Below are 17,077 nucleotides of genomic sequence, written 5' to 3'. Positions count from 1 at the left end.
TTAGCCTTAGCTATTGCTCGGGGGTGCGGCTAACACCCCCGTCTTTTTTGCCGGCTATTTGGGATAATGGTAGGTTTGTCTCATCATCGTGTTAATAGTTGGTTAAAATTTATAATCTATCTATTTGTTAAATGTTACGGACACCTGTTTCTGATCAATGGAAAACAGGGCACCACTCGCAAAAGTCAGCATTTCCAATACCTCAGATAAATTCACGTTCCGCGAAATACTCCCATTGTATCCCGCGTTCAGGGGGATATTCCCCCGGTAATTCACCTCAATATCATACCAGCGCGACAGCTGTTCCATGATTTCGACCATATTGTCGCTCTTAAAATAAAAATCACCGTTCTTCCAAGCAATTACCTTATCCATATTCGCTTTATAAACCGAAATATGTTCCCCTACCTTGGCTTCCTGCCCCGGTGTCAGCAACTGCTCTTCCTCCTCTTTGTATATCTTTACCGAACCCTCAACAAGCGTGGTGGTCACCTGGGCGTAGGAATTAATATTGAAATGGGTACCCAGCACTTCCACTTCGGTATCGTTAACCGCCACCCGGAATGGCCGTCCGGCATCGTGTGCCACTTCAAAATAGGCTTCTCCCTTTAGATACACCCGCCGTTCCTTTCCACCAAACTGAACCGGAAAACGCAGTTCAGACATCGCATTCAGCCACACTTTAGTGCCGTCCGATAACGTGAGCTGGTAGGTACCTGCTTTCGGGATCACCAGGGTGTTATATATCAGTTCGTTTGCCGCATCACCCGGTGTCGAATAGGTAAGCTGCCCGTCGCTCCCCGTAATTGCCGTACCATCCTGCTCCTGCAGGCCATTAATATAGGTCTCCAGATCAACGGTACTGCCGTCGGAAAGTGTCAGCTGGGCTTTGTTACTTCCCGGGGCCACGTCGTTATGGAACACATTCGCTGTCTGCGCATCGTCCGCATCGGACGATCCTGGAAGAAACTTCCAGATTGCCAGACCGGCAACAACCACAATAGCTGCGGCGTAACCCACATACCGCATCATCCGTTTCCAGCGTCGCTGCTGAACACGTTCCTCAAAAGATTCCCATGCCGTCTCGGCATCCAGTGAACGGATAAAATCCATATCATGCTGGACCTCATGCGTACCATTGCGGAACGATTCCAGTAACAGGCGGTTTTCCTCCTTCTCGTCCAGCCATTGCTCCAATACCATATGGTCCTCCTCGGAAATGTCATTCCGAAGATACTTGCTGATCAGCACAGCAACCTGGTATTGATTGAGTTTCATAGCTACCTATTAGCCTTTTATGCCTATTTTTAACCGTTATACCGAAATGGCGGTCTTATTGGTATGAGTAAAGAAACCAAAAGTGAAAATCGGGGTGACAAAAAAATGAAATTTATTTTCCGACAAGGAATAGCAGCAGCAACGTAAACAGCTCGGGGTTGAGTTTGCCTTTCACCAGCTTTAATCCACGCTGTTTTTGTGTCTTCACCGTGTTTACGCTAATATCCAGCTGCTCGGCAATTTCCGTGTTTGACAGCCCTTCCAGGTAACCCAGCCGAAAGACCTCCTGGCATCCAGCCGGCATCGACTGCATAATCCCGTAGATCTCCACCATCACTTCCGAGCGGATGATATTGGCCAACACCTGGGATTCCTCCAATTCTTCTATTTGATGAAGCAGCTGGAAACGCTGTGTTACTTTCTCCCTGCGGACCACGTTATAGCAGGCGTTGCGGACCGCGGCATATAGAAAATTCTTAATCGCTACATCGTTATCAATAATCGTTTCCCGATTATTCCAGTAGACCATAAAAGCATCCTGTACCACATCCTCTGCCGCATCCTTATCGTTTAATAACTGCCAGGCAAAATGACAAAGGCGGGTATAGTACTCTTTAAATAATTTTTCTACCGACAACATGTATCTTCTTCCATTTAATAATTTATTGGACGTATCACAGCCATCTGGAATCGCTGTAGTTGGGGTAAATCGCACGTGACGTTCATGCATTTGCTTTCACTTGGGCGATGCAAACGCAATGAATGGGAAATAGCACAAATAAATATGAACAAAGACCGACAAGTTCAACCGCCTGTAATCACATCAGGCTATAATCGGAATGGTCAAAGGTAGTAATCAAAGCCATATAATCAAAAAATTATTGCAAGCAACTTATTTGTTAATTGGACAAAATTTCGCCTTTTATCTCCATTTCCTAACGGATTTTCGCGAAATTTACCTATTTTAGTGCCCTTTCAACATTAAATTAAGTATCGAATGCTGATAGCAGTACTTGCAGGCCTGATCGTTTCCATTTTGTTTATTCCTTTCGGTAAATTCTTCAGGCAGCAGGCAGCAATAGCAGTTTCATTACTGCCAATCAGCTTATTTTTGTATTTTCTCAGTTACATTCCGGTTATCCGGTCCGGATTACCTGTTTCTTTTCATTATCCATGGGTGCCTTCCATGGGAATTAACCTGGATTTTCACCTCGACGGCCTGGCATTGCTGTTCAGCCTGCTGATTACCGGTATTGGGTCGCTTGTTTTTCTATATGCCTCATCTTACCTCAAAGGACACCCTTACCTCGATCGCTTTTATGCCTACCTGAGTCTATTTATGGCATCCATGCTGGGATTGGTGTTATCCGATAATATCCTGTTGTTATTTATCTTCTGGGAACTGACCAGCATCAGTTCGTTTTTTCTCATCGGTTTCAACAACGACGATCCCGTATCGCGGAAGAGCGCATTAATTGCCCTGGCAGTTACCGGGGGCGGGGGCTTGCTGCTGATGGCCGGGTTGATCTTAATGGGGCACCTGTCCGGCAGTTATTCCATACAGGAAATGGCGGATAACGCCGAACGACTGAAAAACCATGCATTGTACGGGTTAATCCTGCTGCTGGTCTTTGCGGGCGCATTTACCAAATCTGCCCAGTTTCCATTTCATTTCTGGCTACCGGGGGCCATGAAGGCACCAACCCCGATATCGGCTTACCTGCATTCGGCCACCATGGTCAAAGCAGGTGTTTACCTGCTGGCCAGGTTCTCGCCTGTGCTGGGAGGCAGCGATTACTGGCAGTATACGTTGCTGATCGTAGGCGGGGTCACTATGCTGTACAGCGCGTTTCATTCCATCTTCCGCACCGACCTTAAGGGGATATTGGCTTACTCCACCATCGCTGCGTTGGGTATTTTAGTGTTCCTTATCGGTATCGGCACGCCGGAGTCATTAGTGGCTGCATCGGTCTTTATCCTCGTCCACGCCCTCTACAAAGCTTCCCTGTTTTTAACCACGGGTATCATTGACCACGAGACCGGCACCCGTGATGTCACAAAGCTCGCGGGATTGCGCCACGTCATGCTCCCGTTGGCGATCGGCGGACTGCTGGCGGCATTGTCGAGCGCCGGTCTGCCGCTCACTTTCGGCTTTATTGGCAAAGACCTCATTTATGAGGCTACACTCCATTCACCGGGCATATTACGTTTTGTACTTACTGCCGTGGCGGTATTAACCAACATCTTCCTGCTGTATGCCGGCTTTCTGGCAGGCATTAAGCCATTTGCGGGATCACTCCCGCAGCAGTTTAAAGGGGTGCACCTGCCCCATGGACTGCTCTGGATCCCTCCGGTGCTCCTGAGCCTCCTGGGTGTACTGTTCGGCTGTTTTCCCGCGTGGATAGGTGAAGTGCTGCTCCATCCCGCCGCACAATCGATGACCCGGCTGACTACCGTAGCCCCCCTGAAAATCTGGCACGGATTTAACCTCGTGTTACTGTTAAGCGGGGTAACGCTGGCATTGGGAGCGCTGCTTTACTGGGTACGGAAACCGTCGGAGCAGCGCCTGTCGGCACTGACACGTTTTAATGCTTTGTCGCCTGAACAGCTGTTCCGCAGGCTTTATCGCAGTATCATCAAGTTGTCGGTATGGTATACCAATACCATGCATAACGGTTACCTCCGGGTGTACTTATTGCGGATCGTGGTTTTCGCCATCCTGCTGCTCGCCTTCCGGCTGCTTACGGCCGATGGAATTGTCATCGACCTGGGTACCGTGTCGCCGGTCAGCATCTATGAGCTTGTCGTTGGCGCAATCCTGGTTGGTGGCCTGTACTTGTCCGTTACCACCTCCTCGCGGCTTACTGCCGTCGCGGCAACCAGTGTTGTCGGCTATTGCATCTGCCTGATGTTTGTTTTTTACAGTGCGCCGGACTTAGCAATGACACAGTTTACGATTGATACCCTCACCGTTGTACTCTTTGTACTGGTGTTATTCAGGCTCCCGCCGTTTCTCAATTTTGCCAACAACAGCGTCAAGATCAGGGATGGCATCATTGCCACCCTATTCGGCTGTATCATCTCCCTGATCGGTCTCCTGGTACTCAGTGAACCTATCCGTACAGAGGTCAGCAACTATTACGGCGATAATGCGTATGTGCTGGCAAAGGGCAAAAACGTGGTAAATGTAATCCTGGTAGATTTCAGGGGGTTTGATACCATGTTCGAAATTGTCGTACTCAGCATCGCCGCCATCGGCGTATACAGCTTATTGAAATTAAGATTACGGGCCACTGAAAAGGAGTAACTATGAAAAGTACGATTTTAAAAACCGCCACCAGTTACCTGCTTCCAATATTGTTGCTGTTTTCCGTGTTCATCCTTTTACGCGGACACTACCATCCCGGCGGTGGTTTTGTTGGCGGGCTCATCGCCTCCATCGCTTTTGTCCTGCATGGGTTTACATACGGTACTGAAAACACACTGAAACTGATGCGGTACCATCCCGCCGTGCTGATTCCCGCTGGGCTGGCTCTGGCTACGCTCAGCATGTTCGCTCCTGTATTGCTCGGACTGCCTGTCATGACCGGACTTTGGATCGATGAACCGATACCGGTAATCGGAATGGTGGGATCCGCACTGTTTTTCGATTTAGGGGTTTACCTGGTGGTGATTGGCGTCGTCCTCACCATATTGTTTACCATTACCCAATATAACGAGTGATTGTATGGAAATCTTGTTGGTCATCTTGATGGGATTACTCTATGCGGCAGGCATTTACATGCTGTTCCGGCGGAGTATGGTCAAATTACTGCTTGGCATCATGCTGCTCGGTAATGGAGCAAACATTCTTATTTTCCTGCTGGGCCGGATCACCAAAGGGCAGCCGCCCGTCATCGACGAAGCCGCCAAGGTCTTTACCGACATTTACGCGGACCCCATCCCGCAGGCGTTGATCCTGACCGCCATTGTCATCGGTTTCGGCATCCAGTCGTTTGCTATTGTATTGTTGAAACGCGTATACGTGCTGATTAATTCAGACGACCTTGATGATTTGAATACCCCGGAAGACGAAGATATATGATCAATAATTACCTCATATTGCCTGTAATTGCGCATTTGTTTACGGCGGTACTGTTGCTGTTTTTCTGGCGGCGGACCGTTGCACAACGGATCATCAGCATTGCGGGGAGCTTTATTGTCCTGCTGGCCGCCATCGGGTTGTTTACCCGGGTCTGGAATAACGGCATATTAGTGATGCAGGCCGCTAATTGGGAAGCCCCGTTTGGCATCACATTCGTTGCCGACGTGTTCAGCAGCAGCATGGTGCTGCTCACATCCTTTGCCGGGCTGGCGGTTTCCCTCTTCTCCGCAGCTGGGGTTGCGCGGGCACGGATGCAATATGGCTATTTCCCCATTTTGCACTTTTTGCTGATGGGCCTCAACGGCGCTTTCCTCACCGGTGATATCTTCAACCTGTATGTGTGGTTTGAGGTCATTATTATCTCCTCGTTTGTGCTGCTGACCCTCGGCGGCCGAAAAGCACAGCTCGAGGGGGCAGTCAAATACATGGCATTGAATATTCTGGCCTCTACCTTTTTCCTGACCGGGATCGGTATGCTGTACGGAATTACCGGGACATTGAACATGGCCGACCTGGCGATGAAAGTACCCCTGGTCGGTCACCGCATCCTGGTCGATGTCACAGCGATCTTTTTCATCCTGGGCTTTGGGATCAAATCAGCCGTATTTCCACTGTATTTCTGGCTGCCATCGTCGTACCATACCCCGCCGTCTGCCGTCGCGGCCATCTTCGGCGGGTTGCTGACCAAAGTTGGTATTTATGCCTTATTCCGGGTATTTACCCTGATTTTTATCCCGGATGATTTTATCCGTACGCTACTGATCATCCTGGCCGTATTGACCATACTCACCGGTAGTTTCGGTGCCATCATCAAACGGAATATCCGGCGTATGTTTTCCTACCTGATTGTCTGCCATATCGGTTTTATGATCGGTGGTTTGGGCTTGTTTTCAGAAGTTGCCCTGATGGGTGCGTTGTTCTACCTGTTTCACGACATGATCATAAAGACCAACCTCTTTCTGATTGCCGGCCTGATTCGGCAGCAGCGGGGCACCATGAACATGGAAAAGCTGGGCGGGTTGTACGCCGAATACCCCCGGCTGTCGCTGTTGATCGCGATCGTACTCTTTTCGTTGATCGGGATACCGCCATTATCGGGTTTCTGGCCCAAGATCTATTTATTTGAAGCCGGGTTTATGACCGGCCAGTACATACTGATCGCAGCCATCATCATTGGCAGCCTGGTCACCCTGTATGTTGTCTCCCGGATGTGGGCCGATGTTTTCTGGAAGCGTGCCCCGCTGGACGACACATCACCCGAGGACCGCTTCAAGCGGATGGGAATCGGAAAAAAAACATTGCTGGTTACGCCCATCGCTTTTTTGGCATTTATATCTTTGTATATCGGACTAGGCGCTGAAAACATTACAGCGGTGGTGCAACGCATTGCATCAGAAATGATGGATACCACCCCGTATATCCGGGCAGTATTGGGTAAAAGTTAGTCACAAAAAAACGTGCCATGGTCAAACAGTTTTTAATGAATCTTTTGCTGGCCTTTATCTGGGTCGCACTTACCGGTTCACTGTATTTCTCCAATTTTTACCTGGGGTTCTTGCTGGGCTTCTTCATACTATGGCTGATGAACCGGAACGAAGACGACCAACGGTATTTCAACCGGGTACCCAAAATCATCGGCTTTATCCTGTATTTTCTTTATGAACTGGTTAAAGCCAATCTGCAGGTAGCGTATGATGTGATTACCCCGCGGTTCTTCATGCAGCCGGGTATCGTACGGTATCCCATGGCCGCACGGAGCGATTTTGAGATCAATATGCTTTCCACCGTGATATCCCTTACCCCCGGCACCCTGATTATGGATATCAGCGAAGACCGGACGGTACTGTATATCCACGTCATGTACCTCAGAGATAAGGATCAATTCATCCGGCAGATAAAAAATGGATTTGAAAGGCGCCTATTGGAGATTATACGATGAGTTTAAGTTTATACATAGATTACGTAATCCTGCCCATTCTGGCGATCTCCCTGTTGTTGGTATTTATCCGGCTTTTTAAGGGACCGACGATCGTTGACCGCGTCATTGCGCTGGACCTGCTCATTACCATAGGGGTGAGTATCATTGCCGCATACAGCATCAGTACGCAGCAGTCCACCTTTATGGACGTAGCCATGATTCTGGCGCTGATTGCCTTTTTGAGCACCATTGCCTTTTCATTTTACCTGGAGAAAAAAGACCAAGATGACTGACCTGATTATCGCCATATTGAGTACCATCGGCGTGATTGCCATCCTGATTGCGGCCATTGGCATTTTACGCATGCCCGATTTTTACCTGCGCCTCTCGGTAACGGTAAAGGCCGCAACACTGGGGAGCGGTTTGCTGCTATTTAGCCTGGCTATTTTCTTTCCCCAGGTATCGGTAACCACCAAGGCGGTAGCCATTGGTTTTTTCCTGCTGCTCACCGCACCCGTCGCCGCACACATGATCGGCCGTACGGCTTACCTGATCGGCACCACCTTATGGAAAGGCACTGTCCGCGATGATTTGAAGGGAATGTATGACAAAGACAGTCACCGGCTCAGCAGCAGTAATAAAGACGTGCAGGCAAAACAGGCAGCAGCCGGCGAAGGGCCGGACCAGGCGGGTTAGCCAAGGGGTAAACCGGATAGCGGGATCGCTAAAACCGGTTTACCCACAGCAGTCTATGCCTTTCGGCCGTTTTTGGCCACGCCGGTCATCAAGCCACGCATATAACCAAATGCAAACTGTGCACCGATCGTACTGTACCCCGGATGATCGTTGCTGTCGCCGGCCATGGTAGGTACGTGGTCCGGGCGGATCGGGCCGCGGAAACCGATGTCGTAATAGGCCTGCATCGCATCGTACATATCAATCATCCCCTCGTCATGGAACGTTTCAACAAAGTGGGTGCTGGGAAGCACACCGCTCAGGTCCTGCACGTTGCGGAAATGCACGAAGTGGATCACATCCCGTTTGCCGAATTCACGGATGAGGGCTGGAATATCCACCCCCATCAGCGCAAAATTACCCTGGCACATCGTAATCCCGTTGTACGGACTTTTCACAATATCCAGCATGCGCCTGAAATTGTCCGCGGTATTCATAATCCGCGAAATACCTCGTATGTTGTGCACCTGCGGGTCGTCGGGGTGCATGGCCAGCTTCATTTCAATTTTTTCCGCTTCCGGCACAACGGCGCGGAGAAAATATTCCAGGTTTTTCCACATGGTTTCCTTAGACACTTCCCCGTATTCCGTAAGGGGCTGATCCTTGACATCGTCGTAATTAAATGCCGTCATCAGCGCACCACCCCTGCCCTTCCGTTCGTTATCCGTCCGGGCCCAGCTGATCACCGGCATCCAATTGTAACAGATTACATCAATGCCCGCCCGCTTGAGGTTTTTCATGAAGGCAATGAAATTGTCGATTTCCTCATCACGGCCATCCAGCCCGAGCTTGGTTTTGGAACCCAGTGTGGGCGGCCCCTCCACCACGTTGAAATTCAGTCCGTGTTTTTCTTTCCACGCGTCTTTAACCGCCTTAATGGTTTCGTAATGCCAGGGTACGGCATTTTCAAGTCCGGCCACCCGTGGATTCACACCGGCTACCGCACCGAATACATTCAGCTGTTTGGCCAGCGTGACGCGCCGTTCATCCGGCCCCCAGAAATAGGCCTCGCTCATTTCCATCCCCGCGTCCTGTACGGTTTCCGAAAGCCGTTGCTGTGCTTTTGCGGATGGTAATGGTTGGGCAGCGTTTGCCAACCCGCCGCCCGAAGCCGCCAGGGCAGCCAATGCGGCTCCTTTCTTAATGAAATTCCTACGATTATCTTTCATGATGTTATTTCGTTAATTAAATTTTCGCGGCCGCTTCATGTGTCTCCACGCCGCGAGTTTAAGTTATTGGTTTCCGGTGCCACCACGATGCCAGTACCGACCCGGTGATGTTCATCAACGGACCGAAGACAGCGGGTGCGAGACCAACGGTGGCAATTTTTCCCATTTCCTTGGCGATTCCCGATGCCAGTCCGCCATTTTGCATACCTACCTCAATCGCAATGGTCCGGCAATCCTGCTCACTCAGCCTGAATAATCGCGCCACCCAATAGCCCAGTGTATATCCGGAGAGGTTATGCATAGACACTACCAGGATCAACAGCGGTCCGATGGTTAAGAGGCTGTCACGGCCCGCTGCCGTAATAATCACAATAATAACAGCAATGCCCGCCATCGAAACCAGGGGCATAATCCGGTTAATAATATTGGAATGATTACGCAACATCCGGTTTACCACTAATCCGAGTCCGATCGGAATAATGACCATTTTGAAAATATCCCACATCATGGCGAGCACATCCACCTCAATAAACGATCCGCCCAGCCAGCCCATAAGCAACGGCGTCATAAAAGGGGCCATAAGCGTTCCCAGGGACGTAACCGTTATGGACAGCGCCAGGTTACCCTTAGCCAGGTAGCAGATGACATTGGAAGCCATACCGCTCGGTGCACAGCCGATCAAAATAATTCCCGCGGCAATTTCAGGGGAAAAGTCCGTAAGGCTGGCGAGTGTGTACCCCATTAAGGGCATAATGGTAAACTGGCAGACGACACCAATGATCACGCCTTTGGGCATTTTCGCTACCCCTGCAAAGTCACGCACGCTCATGGAAGTCCCCATTCCGAACATAATCAACTGGATAAGCGGCGTAATCAAGGCCGCCAATGTGAACCCACGGAGCTCCAGAAAATAATCGGGATAATACAGCGCGGCGGTCACGGCGGCAAAAATCACGACCGTATACGAGAACCCCTTAAGCGACGCATAACCGCGTAAGCCGATGGCCAGCAAAACAAAAAATAAAATGAACAGCGGGCCGGCAGTGTCGATGTGCCCCATGAATGAACGTGCCACGGCCCAGCTTAATGAACAGGCCGCCGCAATAAGCAGGATGGTGTAAATGCGTTTTTGTATCATAATCGTTTTTTTATACCGGTAAGGGGTACCGGCGGTTATCCCAAATGTAATAAACATTTAGCGCCGGTACACCCTAAGTATAAAAAATACGTGGGAATCAATCCCTAACTCCAGGTACGGTCATGCGAACGCAGCTGATCCCATTCCGGTGTCGGCTGGAAATAGCTTTGATCTTCCTTGTGAAGGTGCTGTTTTACCACCTCATCATTGAGTTCAATTCCGAGTCCGGGTGCCTCCAACGGCACATTGGCGAATCCTTTTTCGATCAGCTTCCGGCCGTCCGTCGTAACCACGAGGTCTTCCCACCAGGGCACATCCACGGAATGGTGTTCCAATGAAAGGAAGTTCTCGGTCGCTGCCGCGCAATGTACGTTGGCCATGAACGATACCGGTGTGCCTGCCTGGTGCATGGCCATGGCGATACCGAATTCTTCCGCATAATCACCAATGCGTTTGGTTTCCAGCAGGCCACCCGAAGAAGCCAGGTCGGGATGGATCAGATCCACCGCACGCTCATGGATCAGCGGTTTGAAGTCCTTCAGCAGGTAGATGTCTTCTCCTGTAATCGTCGGTGTCTCAATGGCTTCGGTAATTGTCTTCCACTGCTCGGTGTATTGCCACGGTACCATGTCCTCAAACCAGGCCAGCCGGTACTTCTCAAGCGCTTTAGCCAGCCGGATGTTATTATTGAGGTCAAAGTGGCCGTAATGGTCGGTCGAAATGGGAATCTCATATCCGGTCAGATTCCGTACGTTTTCCACAATCTGCGCCAGTTCTTCCAACCCTTGCTCGGTAATCTGTACCTGCGTAAACGGGTGCATGCGGTTTGCGTAAGACATGTAATCATTGGCCCCCCATTGACTCAGGTTCCCCCGGTCATTTTCCCAGAATTTTCCGTTAACCACCGTGTCTTTCATCCCCCGGAGCTCCCCGATGGAAACATCCATCTTCAGCCAGGTATACCCTTGGTCCTTTACCCGGTATTCAATACGTTTACGCTGCTCTTCCGGTGATCCACCTTCCGGTGTATCCGCATAAAGCCTGACTTTGTCGCGGTACATGCCCCCGAGTAGCTGCCATGCCGGTACCCCGTATGCTTTACCAACGATGTCCCAGAGTGCCATCTCCACCCCGCACACACCACCCGCCTGGCGTGCCGGCCCGCCGAATTGCCTGATCTTTTTGAAGATCCGCTCTACATTACAGGGGTTTTCACCCAGAATGCGGCTCTTGAGAAACAGGGCATAACGCACATCCGCCCCATCCCGCACTTCGCCCAATCCATAGATCCCCTGATTGGTTTCAATACGGATAATGGCGGTACGGCCCATAACCGCGGTTACGCAGTAACGCAGGTCGGTAATCCGTAGGTCGGATGGTGCGGAGCTGCGGTTCACCCGGGAAGTCGTGTGAGCCAATGTATCCTCAATGGACATGCTCATAAATCCGCCGATGGCCAATCCGCCCATAGCGGCTTTTTTCAAAAAATCGCGCCGGGCATTGGTTGTATTTGGGTGGGCAAGTTCTGCCTGTATTTCCTGTACCCGCTGTTTTTCTTCTGTTTTGTTCTTTTCGATAATCTGTTGTAGGACGCGTTTCATAAATTAAATGTTAAATCAGTTAAGTTTTAAATATATTAATATCTCCTAAAATACATGGTTATTGATCCCAAAAGACACGGTTACCCAAGTTGTCTCCACCCATACGGCCGATGGCTTCCTGCACATTGGCGCTGTTCACCGAAACTTCCCGCAGGGGATACACCAACCGGTGGATAAAGCCATCGCCATTGGTTACTGAAGGGTCCTGTGACGGGAAATTAATCGGTGTCAAAGTCGGATAGCCGCTCCTGCGGAAATTCGCCCAGCCTTCCCCCCAATTCCTGAAAGAGCTCACCCAGTACTGTACATTTATCTGTTCCAGCGCCCTGGCGGGATCAAAGGCTATGTTCGGTTCGTTCAGGTAATCTTCCAGTTCGGACGGTGAGACATTCAGCGGCGTGCCGTATAAATCATCCTGCGCCATATGCGCTGCGATCGCATCGGCATAATAATCGGCGGGATCACCGGTACTGACATACCCCCGGTAATTGGCTTCCGCAAGGAGCAGCAGCGTCTGCGAGTAGCTGACCAGGTATTCCGGCGCATCGATTCGCATAACGGTCGCCCGGTTAAACTGGGAATACTTGAAAGCCGACCCGATCTTACCCGGGAAACCCGGTGCATCTTCAATCGCACTCTCATCGTAGCCATAAGGCATACCCTGTTGATCCTCCGGATTGGTATTGGCCGCTCCGGCCGTCGCCAGCGGATTCGATGGGTTTTCATATTTGACCGCAATCAACCGCAGCCGCGGATCGTGGTTGTTCCGGAGAAAGTTAACAAATGCTTCGCCCACATAATAATTAGCACGCTCACCCGCGAGCAACGCATTGGATGTGCTGTTCGTAAAGATCTCATTGAGCTGAATGTATGCATTGTCGGCATTGGAAACCATTACGCCACCCCTAGCGGGGTCTACCGCCTGCGCGACAAGCGATTCTGCGCGTGCTGCATCAATTTTGGTAAAGCGCATGCCAATGCGCAGCAGCAGCGAGTTTCCGAGCCGCTTCCATTGCTCAATATTGCCCCCGTAAAACAGGTCGGCCGCGCCGATCGTTCCCTGAGCGGGATCTAATGCATCCGTTGCGGTAATGTATTCCTGGATAATCGCATCGTAAACGACTTCCGATGCATCGTATTTAGGTAAAAAATTACCGTCGGTATAGCCTAACGCCGCTTCGGAATATGGCACATCGCCATACGTATCCACCAGCCGCTGAAAACAATACGCTTTCCAGATACGTGCCATGTGATGCAGATTGCTGGCCGCCGGATTCTCCCGGGTTTTGTTGATGACCTCCGTCAGGTACCGGATCGGGTCGGTGTACATCGTATTGAACAGCGCATTGGAATGCTGATCATTGATGATGTTCCGATTTCCGGCGGCAAGGACACCCCCATATGGGGTGTTGATGTGCTGTACAATCTCGCCTTCGTAGTGATAAGACGGTGCCGCAGATAACCGCTGTGCATTCGAAAATAAATACTCGGGATTCAGTTCATTAGCCAGCGATGGATTCGTGTTTATTTTTTCAAAATCCTTGTCGCAACTGATGTTAACGGACACCAGCAGCGCAACGATGATAAATGTTAGTTTCCTTTTCATGTTAATCAGATTTTGCTGCTAAAAATTGACATTCAAGTTCAGTCCGTACGTCCGGGTCGTTGGCAGTGCGTGGGTTTCCAGACCCGACCGCAGATCGGATGTCGAATACTGTACTTCCGGGTCCAGGTTATCAACGCGTTTACTGATAATCAATGGATTATTAATAAACAGATTGAGATTCAAGCCTTTGACAAAGAAGTTATCCCGCATAAACTTAGCGAAATCATATCCGATTGACAGCGTTCTCCAGCGGATGAAGCTGGCGTCGTACACAAAGGGGGTTGCCACGTTGGCCGACCGGTACTGACTATAAAACAGCTCGGCCTCCACCGGTGTGGCATTTGGTGATCCGTCCGAATTGACCCCTGGGAATACAACGCCCGTCTCGCGGCCAACAAGACTGTTCTTATGAAGCCCGTGGCGTGTCCAGTTGAAATTGGAATTCGAGATCATCTTATGGCCTGCCTTAAAATCAATCTGAGCGAACAGCCGGATTCCTTTATAGGTAAACGTATTCAACCAGCCTCCCGTATGGGGTGGAATCGCACTGCCATAGGTTACGATACTTCCCGGAAGGAACAGGCCGTTTGATGTAATGATCTCGCCCTGCTCGTTACGCAGGTAGTCCACTCCCCGCAGCGACGCCATGGGTAAGCCCACTTCATGGGATACCATCCCCACATACTCGCCGGTACCCACATCGAACCGCTGTTGGTTATCCGCCAACTGCAGCACTTCGCTGCGGTTCAACGCATAATTGAATGCGGTTTCCCAGGTAAACCGGTCGTTCTGTATGGGCGTAACACGCAGCAATACTTCGACCCCTTTATTGCGCAGTTTGCCCACATTGACCAGCGTCTGGCCGTATCCCGAGGCATTGGAAACATCCACATTGAGAATTTCGTCTTCAGTCAGCTTATTATACGCAGCTACGTCAAGGGACAGCCTGTTGTCAAACATCCGCACGTCAAGACCGACTTCCACCTCTTTTACGGTGAGCGGCCTTAAGAAGGCATTCGGGCTTACGTCGGAAGTGATGACACCCAAAGGCACACCGTTGAAGGAATTGTCTTCAATGTTGTAGTAAAGCGCGTTGGTATATGGATCCGTGTCGCCCCCCACCTCTGCATAAGAAGCCCGTAGCTTACCGAAATCAAGCCAGTTAGGCAATGTCTCAAACAATTGGCTAAAAACAAAGCTGGTGCTCACCGATGGATAGAAGGCACTGTTGGATGCCGGGTTCAGGGTAGAGAACCAGTCGTTCCGTCCGGTCAGGTTGAGGAATAACAGGTCGTTGAAGGAAAAATCAACGGTTCCGAATACGGAGTTTACCCGCTTATGCCAGTACGAATAATTCGGGTTTTTGATCTGGCCGTTGTCCACGGTATATAAATCACGGATAAAGAAATTCGTGACCGAGGTGCCCATGCGTTCCGATTGCTGGTCCATGGAATTGGCGCCGAATGTGGCATCCACACCCCAGACGCCGATCTCATGGTTCAGGCCTACCAGAAAGTCGAGGTTACGCTCCCGGAACGTACTGGTGTTCTGGAAATAGTTGCCGTTGAATCCGGTAGGAGCCACTGGCAGCATGGCTGTGCCCGTAGGCCGGTTGGCGTGGCGGACGCTGGTAAAAAAGTCCTGCCCGATGCGTCCCTGTACCCACACCCAAGGGGCGATATCGTAGCGAAGTGTCAGGTTGCCGAACAACCGGTCACGTTTCTGCGTTTCAAACCGTTCATAAATCGACCAATATGGGTTGGTCCGGTCCGTGAAGCGCGCAGGATTGATCTCATTGCCGGTTTCCGGATCTTTGTAGGCATTTTCCAGCCATTGCATGTCAACGCTGTTAGCCAATGTGTATACCGTCTGGTTCACGTTAAACGCCTGTTGATTGACCACCGGCGGATTGTCGTTGAATTCATTGGAATAGTTGGCATTGACCTGCGTCGACAGCTTCTCCGTCAGGTTATAATTCAACCCCAGGTTGATGATTTTCTTGTCAAATTCGGAATTCGGGACAATGCTGTTTGCATTGGTATTGGCAAACGACAGCCTGAAATTACCTTTTTCGTTGCCACCGGTGATCGCCAGCGAGTTGGTAAAGGTATTAGCCACCTGGTAAAAATCTTTCACCCGGTCTTTATAAGGTGCATAAGGGCGTTCCACACCATCGTGCTGCATGATCGGTGCCCCGTCGAACCGGGGACCGAAGCTCCACACCCCTGTTCTGCGCACATCTTCTACCGTTTTATTCCGGATACCGTATTCTCCCTGACCGAATTCATACTGGAAATCGGTGTAATCCAATGGCTGGTCAGCCTGGTAATTCAAGCTGTAGGAAATACCGATACCCTGCTGGTTACGGCCGGTTTTTGTGGTAATGATAATGGCACCGTCTTTCGCCCGGAATCCATACAATGCTGCAGCAGCGGCACCCTTCAACACGGTCATTGACGCTACGTCATCGGGATTGATACTTTGCAGTCCGTCGCCTAAATCCGTATTCAATTCACCGGCGTTTCCCCCGCCTGATGCATTGGCACCCCCCTGGGGCGCGTTATTGATCGGCACACCATTCACGACAATCAGCGGCGCATTATTGCCACCGAATGACGACTGTCCCCGCAACCGGATTTTGGATGATCCGCCCGGCCCGGTCGGTGCTGCCGACACATTTAATCCGGCCACCTTGCCCACCAGGCTATTGCCGACATTGGTTGTCCGGCTGCCCGTTAACTGGTCCGTATCCACCGACGAGGCAGAATACCCCAGCTGCCGGTTCTCCCGTTCGATTCCTAACGCAGTGACGATTACTTCGCCCAGTTCCCTCGAATCGCCCGTTAAAACCACGGAAATCTCACTGCGGGAATTTACCGGGATTTCCTGGGACTGGAACCCGACATAAGAAAATACCAGTACGGCATCCACCGGTACGGAAGTGAGTTCGAATTGGCCATTGTCGTTCGTAGCCGTTCCGTTGTTTGTCCCCTTCACGGTGACACTTACACCGCTTAGCGGCCGGCCATCGGCATCCCGGACCGCTCCGCGTACGGTGATGTCCTGCTGGACGTTTTTACGTCTTACTACAACCAGGTTATCATCCAATGCCCGGTATTCGAGGTTGGTGTTGGTTAGCAGCATATCCAATACCGTCAGTACCGGGGTGTCCTTTACCTGAATGGTGACCAGTTGTTCCAGTGAATGCCCATCCTCGCTGTACATCAGCCGAATCTTCCCGCGCTCCTCCAGCATCGGAAAAACCAGCTTCAGCTTGACGTCCTCAACAGCCAGGTCAATCTTCTCCCCCTGGGAATAGCTCTTGGCCGTCACATTCAACGTCAATAGAAGCGTCAAAAGGATTGCGTAGTTCAAGAAATAAAAAATTTGTTTAAACTGGTCAAAGAAGTGAGTACGAAGAACTTGTTTGCATAGTTCTCTTTTTTTCATAACTTTGGTTTTTATTGTTAGAAAATCGGATAAGGGTA

At 50.6% G+C, this 17,077-nt stretch carries 14 protein-coding genes; 7 read left to right on the top strand and 7 right to left on the bottom strand.

From position 1 onward, the window contains the following. Positions 1 to 120: 120 nt before the first annotated feature. Both NEV57_RS15840 and NEV57_RS06845 read right to left on the bottom strand, forming a co-directional pair. Entirely contained in the window at positions 121 to 1,278 is a 1,158-nt protein-coding gene (locus NEV57_RS15840; RefSeq protein WP_257657567.1) for a FecR family protein, read from the bottom strand. Between the two features lie 112 nt (positions 1,279 to 1,390). After that, entirely contained in the window at positions 1,391 to 1,918 is a 528-nt protein-coding gene (locus tag NEV57_RS06845; protein WP_257657566.1) for an RNA polymerase sigma-70 factor, read from the bottom strand. A 357-nt stretch (positions 1,919 to 2,275) separates the two neighbouring features. Here NEV57_RS06845 and NEV57_RS06840 point away from each other — a divergent pair, with 357 nt between their 5' ends. From NEV57_RS06840 to mnhG, 7 genes are read left to right on the top strand one after another with little or no spacing between them, the layout of a single operon-like run. After that, the gene (locus NEV57_RS06840) at positions 2,276 to 4,585 is read left to right on the top strand and encodes a putative monovalent cation/H+ antiporter subunit A (protein ID WP_257657565.1); all 2,310 of its coding nucleotides are present in this window, start codon (positions 2,276 to 2,278) and stop codon (positions 4,583 to 4,585) included. Positions 4,586 to 4,587: 2 nt separating this feature from the next. Continuing rightward, a complete protein-coding gene (locus NEV57_RS06835) occupies positions 4,588 to 5,001 on the top strand; it encodes a Na+/H+ antiporter subunit B (RefSeq protein ID WP_257657564.1) in 414 nt (137 codons plus the stop codon). 4 nt (positions 5,002 to 5,005) lie between these two features. Then, on the top strand, positions 5,006 to 5,362 hold the full coding sequence (locus NEV57_RS06830) for a Na+/H+ antiporter subunit C (protein ID WP_257657563.1): 357 nt from the start codon (positions 5,006 to 5,008) through the stop codon (positions 5,360 to 5,362). Then, on the top strand, positions 5,359 to 6,867 hold the full coding sequence (locus NEV57_RS06825) for a proton-conducting transporter transmembrane domain-containing protein (RefSeq protein WP_257657562.1): 1,509 nt from the start codon (positions 5,359 to 5,361) through the stop codon (positions 6,865 to 6,867). Before NEV57_RS06830 ends, NEV57_RS06825 begins: the two co-directional genes overlap by 4 nt. Before the next feature lie 17 nt (positions 6,868 to 6,884). Next, positions 6,885 to 7,361 carry a Na+/H+ antiporter subunit E gene (locus NEV57_RS06820; RefSeq protein WP_257657561.1) on the top strand — a complete coding sequence of 159 codons (477 nt, stop codon included), beginning with the start codon at positions 6,885 to 6,887 and terminating at the stop codon, positions 7,359 to 7,361. Further along, positions 7,358 to 7,633 (top strand): cation:proton antiporter, encoded by a 276-nt coding sequence (locus NEV57_RS06815; RefSeq protein ID WP_257657560.1) that lies wholly within the window; start codon positions 7,358 to 7,360, stop codon positions 7,631 to 7,633. Before NEV57_RS06820 ends, NEV57_RS06815 begins: the two co-directional genes overlap by 4 nt. Then, complete coding sequence (mnhG, locus tag NEV57_RS06810) at positions 7,626 to 8,036, top strand: monovalent cation/H(+) antiporter subunit G (RefSeq protein ID WP_257657559.1); 411 nt, start codon at positions 7,626 to 7,628, stop codon at positions 8,034 to 8,036. The genes NEV57_RS06815 and mnhG overlap by 8 nt, the downstream gene beginning before the upstream one ends. Positions 8,037 to 8,089: 53 nt before the next feature. Here the strand turns inward: mnhG and NEV57_RS06805 are convergent, their stop codons facing one another. The 5 genes from NEV57_RS06805 to NEV57_RS06785 all read right to left on the bottom strand — a co-directional run bounded on the left by NEV57_RS06805 (position 8,090) and on the right by NEV57_RS06785 (position 16,964). After that, positions 8,090 to 9,244 carry a mannonate dehydratase gene (locus NEV57_RS06805; RefSeq protein WP_257657558.1) on the bottom strand — a complete coding sequence of 385 codons (1,155 nt, stop codon included), beginning with the start codon at positions 9,242 to 9,244 and terminating at the stop codon, positions 8,090 to 8,092. Positions 9,245 to 9,302: 58 nt separating this feature from the next. Next, positions 9,303 to 10,382 carry a bile acid:sodium symporter family protein gene (locus NEV57_RS06800; RefSeq protein ID WP_257657557.1) on the bottom strand — a complete coding sequence of 360 codons (1,080 nt, stop codon included), beginning with the start codon at positions 10,380 to 10,382 and terminating at the stop codon, positions 9,303 to 9,305. A gap of 104 nt (positions 10,383 to 10,486) precedes the next feature. Beyond that, the gene (locus NEV57_RS06795) at positions 10,487 to 11,983 is read right to left on the bottom strand and encodes a mandelate racemase/muconate lactonizing enzyme family protein (protein ID WP_257657556.1); all 1,497 of its coding nucleotides are present in this window, start codon (positions 11,981 to 11,983) and stop codon (positions 10,487 to 10,489) included. A gap of 58 nt (positions 11,984 to 12,041) precedes the next feature. Further along, positions 12,042 to 13,589 (bottom strand): SusD/RagB family nutrient-binding outer membrane lipoprotein, encoded by a 1,548-nt coding sequence (locus NEV57_RS06790; protein WP_257657555.1) that lies wholly within the window; start codon positions 13,587 to 13,589, stop codon positions 12,042 to 12,044. 18 nt (positions 13,590 to 13,607) lie between these two features. After that, complete coding sequence (locus NEV57_RS06785) at positions 13,608 to 16,964, bottom strand: SusC/RagA family TonB-linked outer membrane protein (protein WP_257657554.1); 3,357 nt, start codon at positions 16,962 to 16,964, stop codon at positions 13,608 to 13,610. Positions 16,965 to 17,077: the final 113 nt, after the last annotated feature.

It is taken from the genome of Parapedobacter lycopersici, assembly GCF_024643285.1.
GTDB lineage: Bacteria > Bacteroidota > Bacteroidia > Sphingobacteriales > Sphingobacteriaceae > Parapedobacter > Parapedobacter lycopersici.
Note: the sequence above shows the minus strand (reverse complement) of the source record. Positions and strands in the feature narration are given on the sequence as shown.

Bases quoted from the DNA above. Each gene is read 5' to 3' on its own strand.
- NEV57_RS06815 (WP_257657560.1), top strand. From the start codon at position 7,358: ATGAGTTTAAGTTTATACATAGATTACGTAATCCTGCCCATTCTGGCG.
- NEV57_RS06835 (WP_257657564.1), top strand. From the start codon at position 4,588: ATGAAAAGTACGATTTTAAAAACCGCCACCAGTTACCTGCTTCCAATA.
- NEV57_RS06805 (WP_257657558.1), bottom strand. From the start codon at position 9,244: ATGAAAGATAATCGTAGGAATTTCATTAAGAAAGGAGCCGCATTGGCT.
- NEV57_RS06790 (WP_257657555.1), bottom strand. From the start codon at position 13,589: ATGAAAAGGAAACTAACATTTATCATCGTTGCGCTGCTGGTGTCCGTT.
- NEV57_RS06795 (WP_257657556.1), bottom strand. From the start codon at position 11,983: ATGAAACGCGTCCTACAACAGATTATCGAAAAGAACAAAACAGAAGAA.
- NEV57_RS06825 (WP_257657562.1), top strand. From the start codon at position 5,359: ATGATCAATAATTACCTCATATTGCCTGTAATTGCGCATTTGTTTACG.
- mnhG (WP_257657559.1), top strand. From the start codon at position 7,626: ATGACTGACCTGATTATCGCCATATTGAGTACCATCGGCGTGATTGCC.
- NEV57_RS06830 (WP_257657563.1), top strand. From the start codon at position 5,006: ATGGAAATCTTGTTGGTCATCTTGATGGGATTACTCTATGCGGCAGGC.
- NEV57_RS06800 (WP_257657557.1), bottom strand. From the start codon at position 10,382: ATGATACAAAAACGCATTTACACCATCCTGCTTATTGCGGCGGCCTGT.
- NEV57_RS15840 (WP_257657567.1), bottom strand. From the start codon at position 1,278: ATGAAACTCAATCAATACCAGGTTGCTGTGCTGATCAGCAAGTATCTT.
- NEV57_RS06845 (WP_257657566.1), bottom strand. From the start codon at position 1,918: ATGTTGTCGGTAGAAAAATTATTTAAAGAGTACTATACCCGCCTTTGT.
- NEV57_RS06820 (WP_257657561.1), top strand. From the start codon at position 6,885: ATGGTCAAACAGTTTTTAATGAATCTTTTGCTGGCCTTTATCTGGGTC.
- NEV57_RS06840 (WP_257657565.1), top strand. From the start codon at position 2,276: ATGCTGATAGCAGTACTTGCAGGCCTGATCGTTTCCATTTTGTTTATT.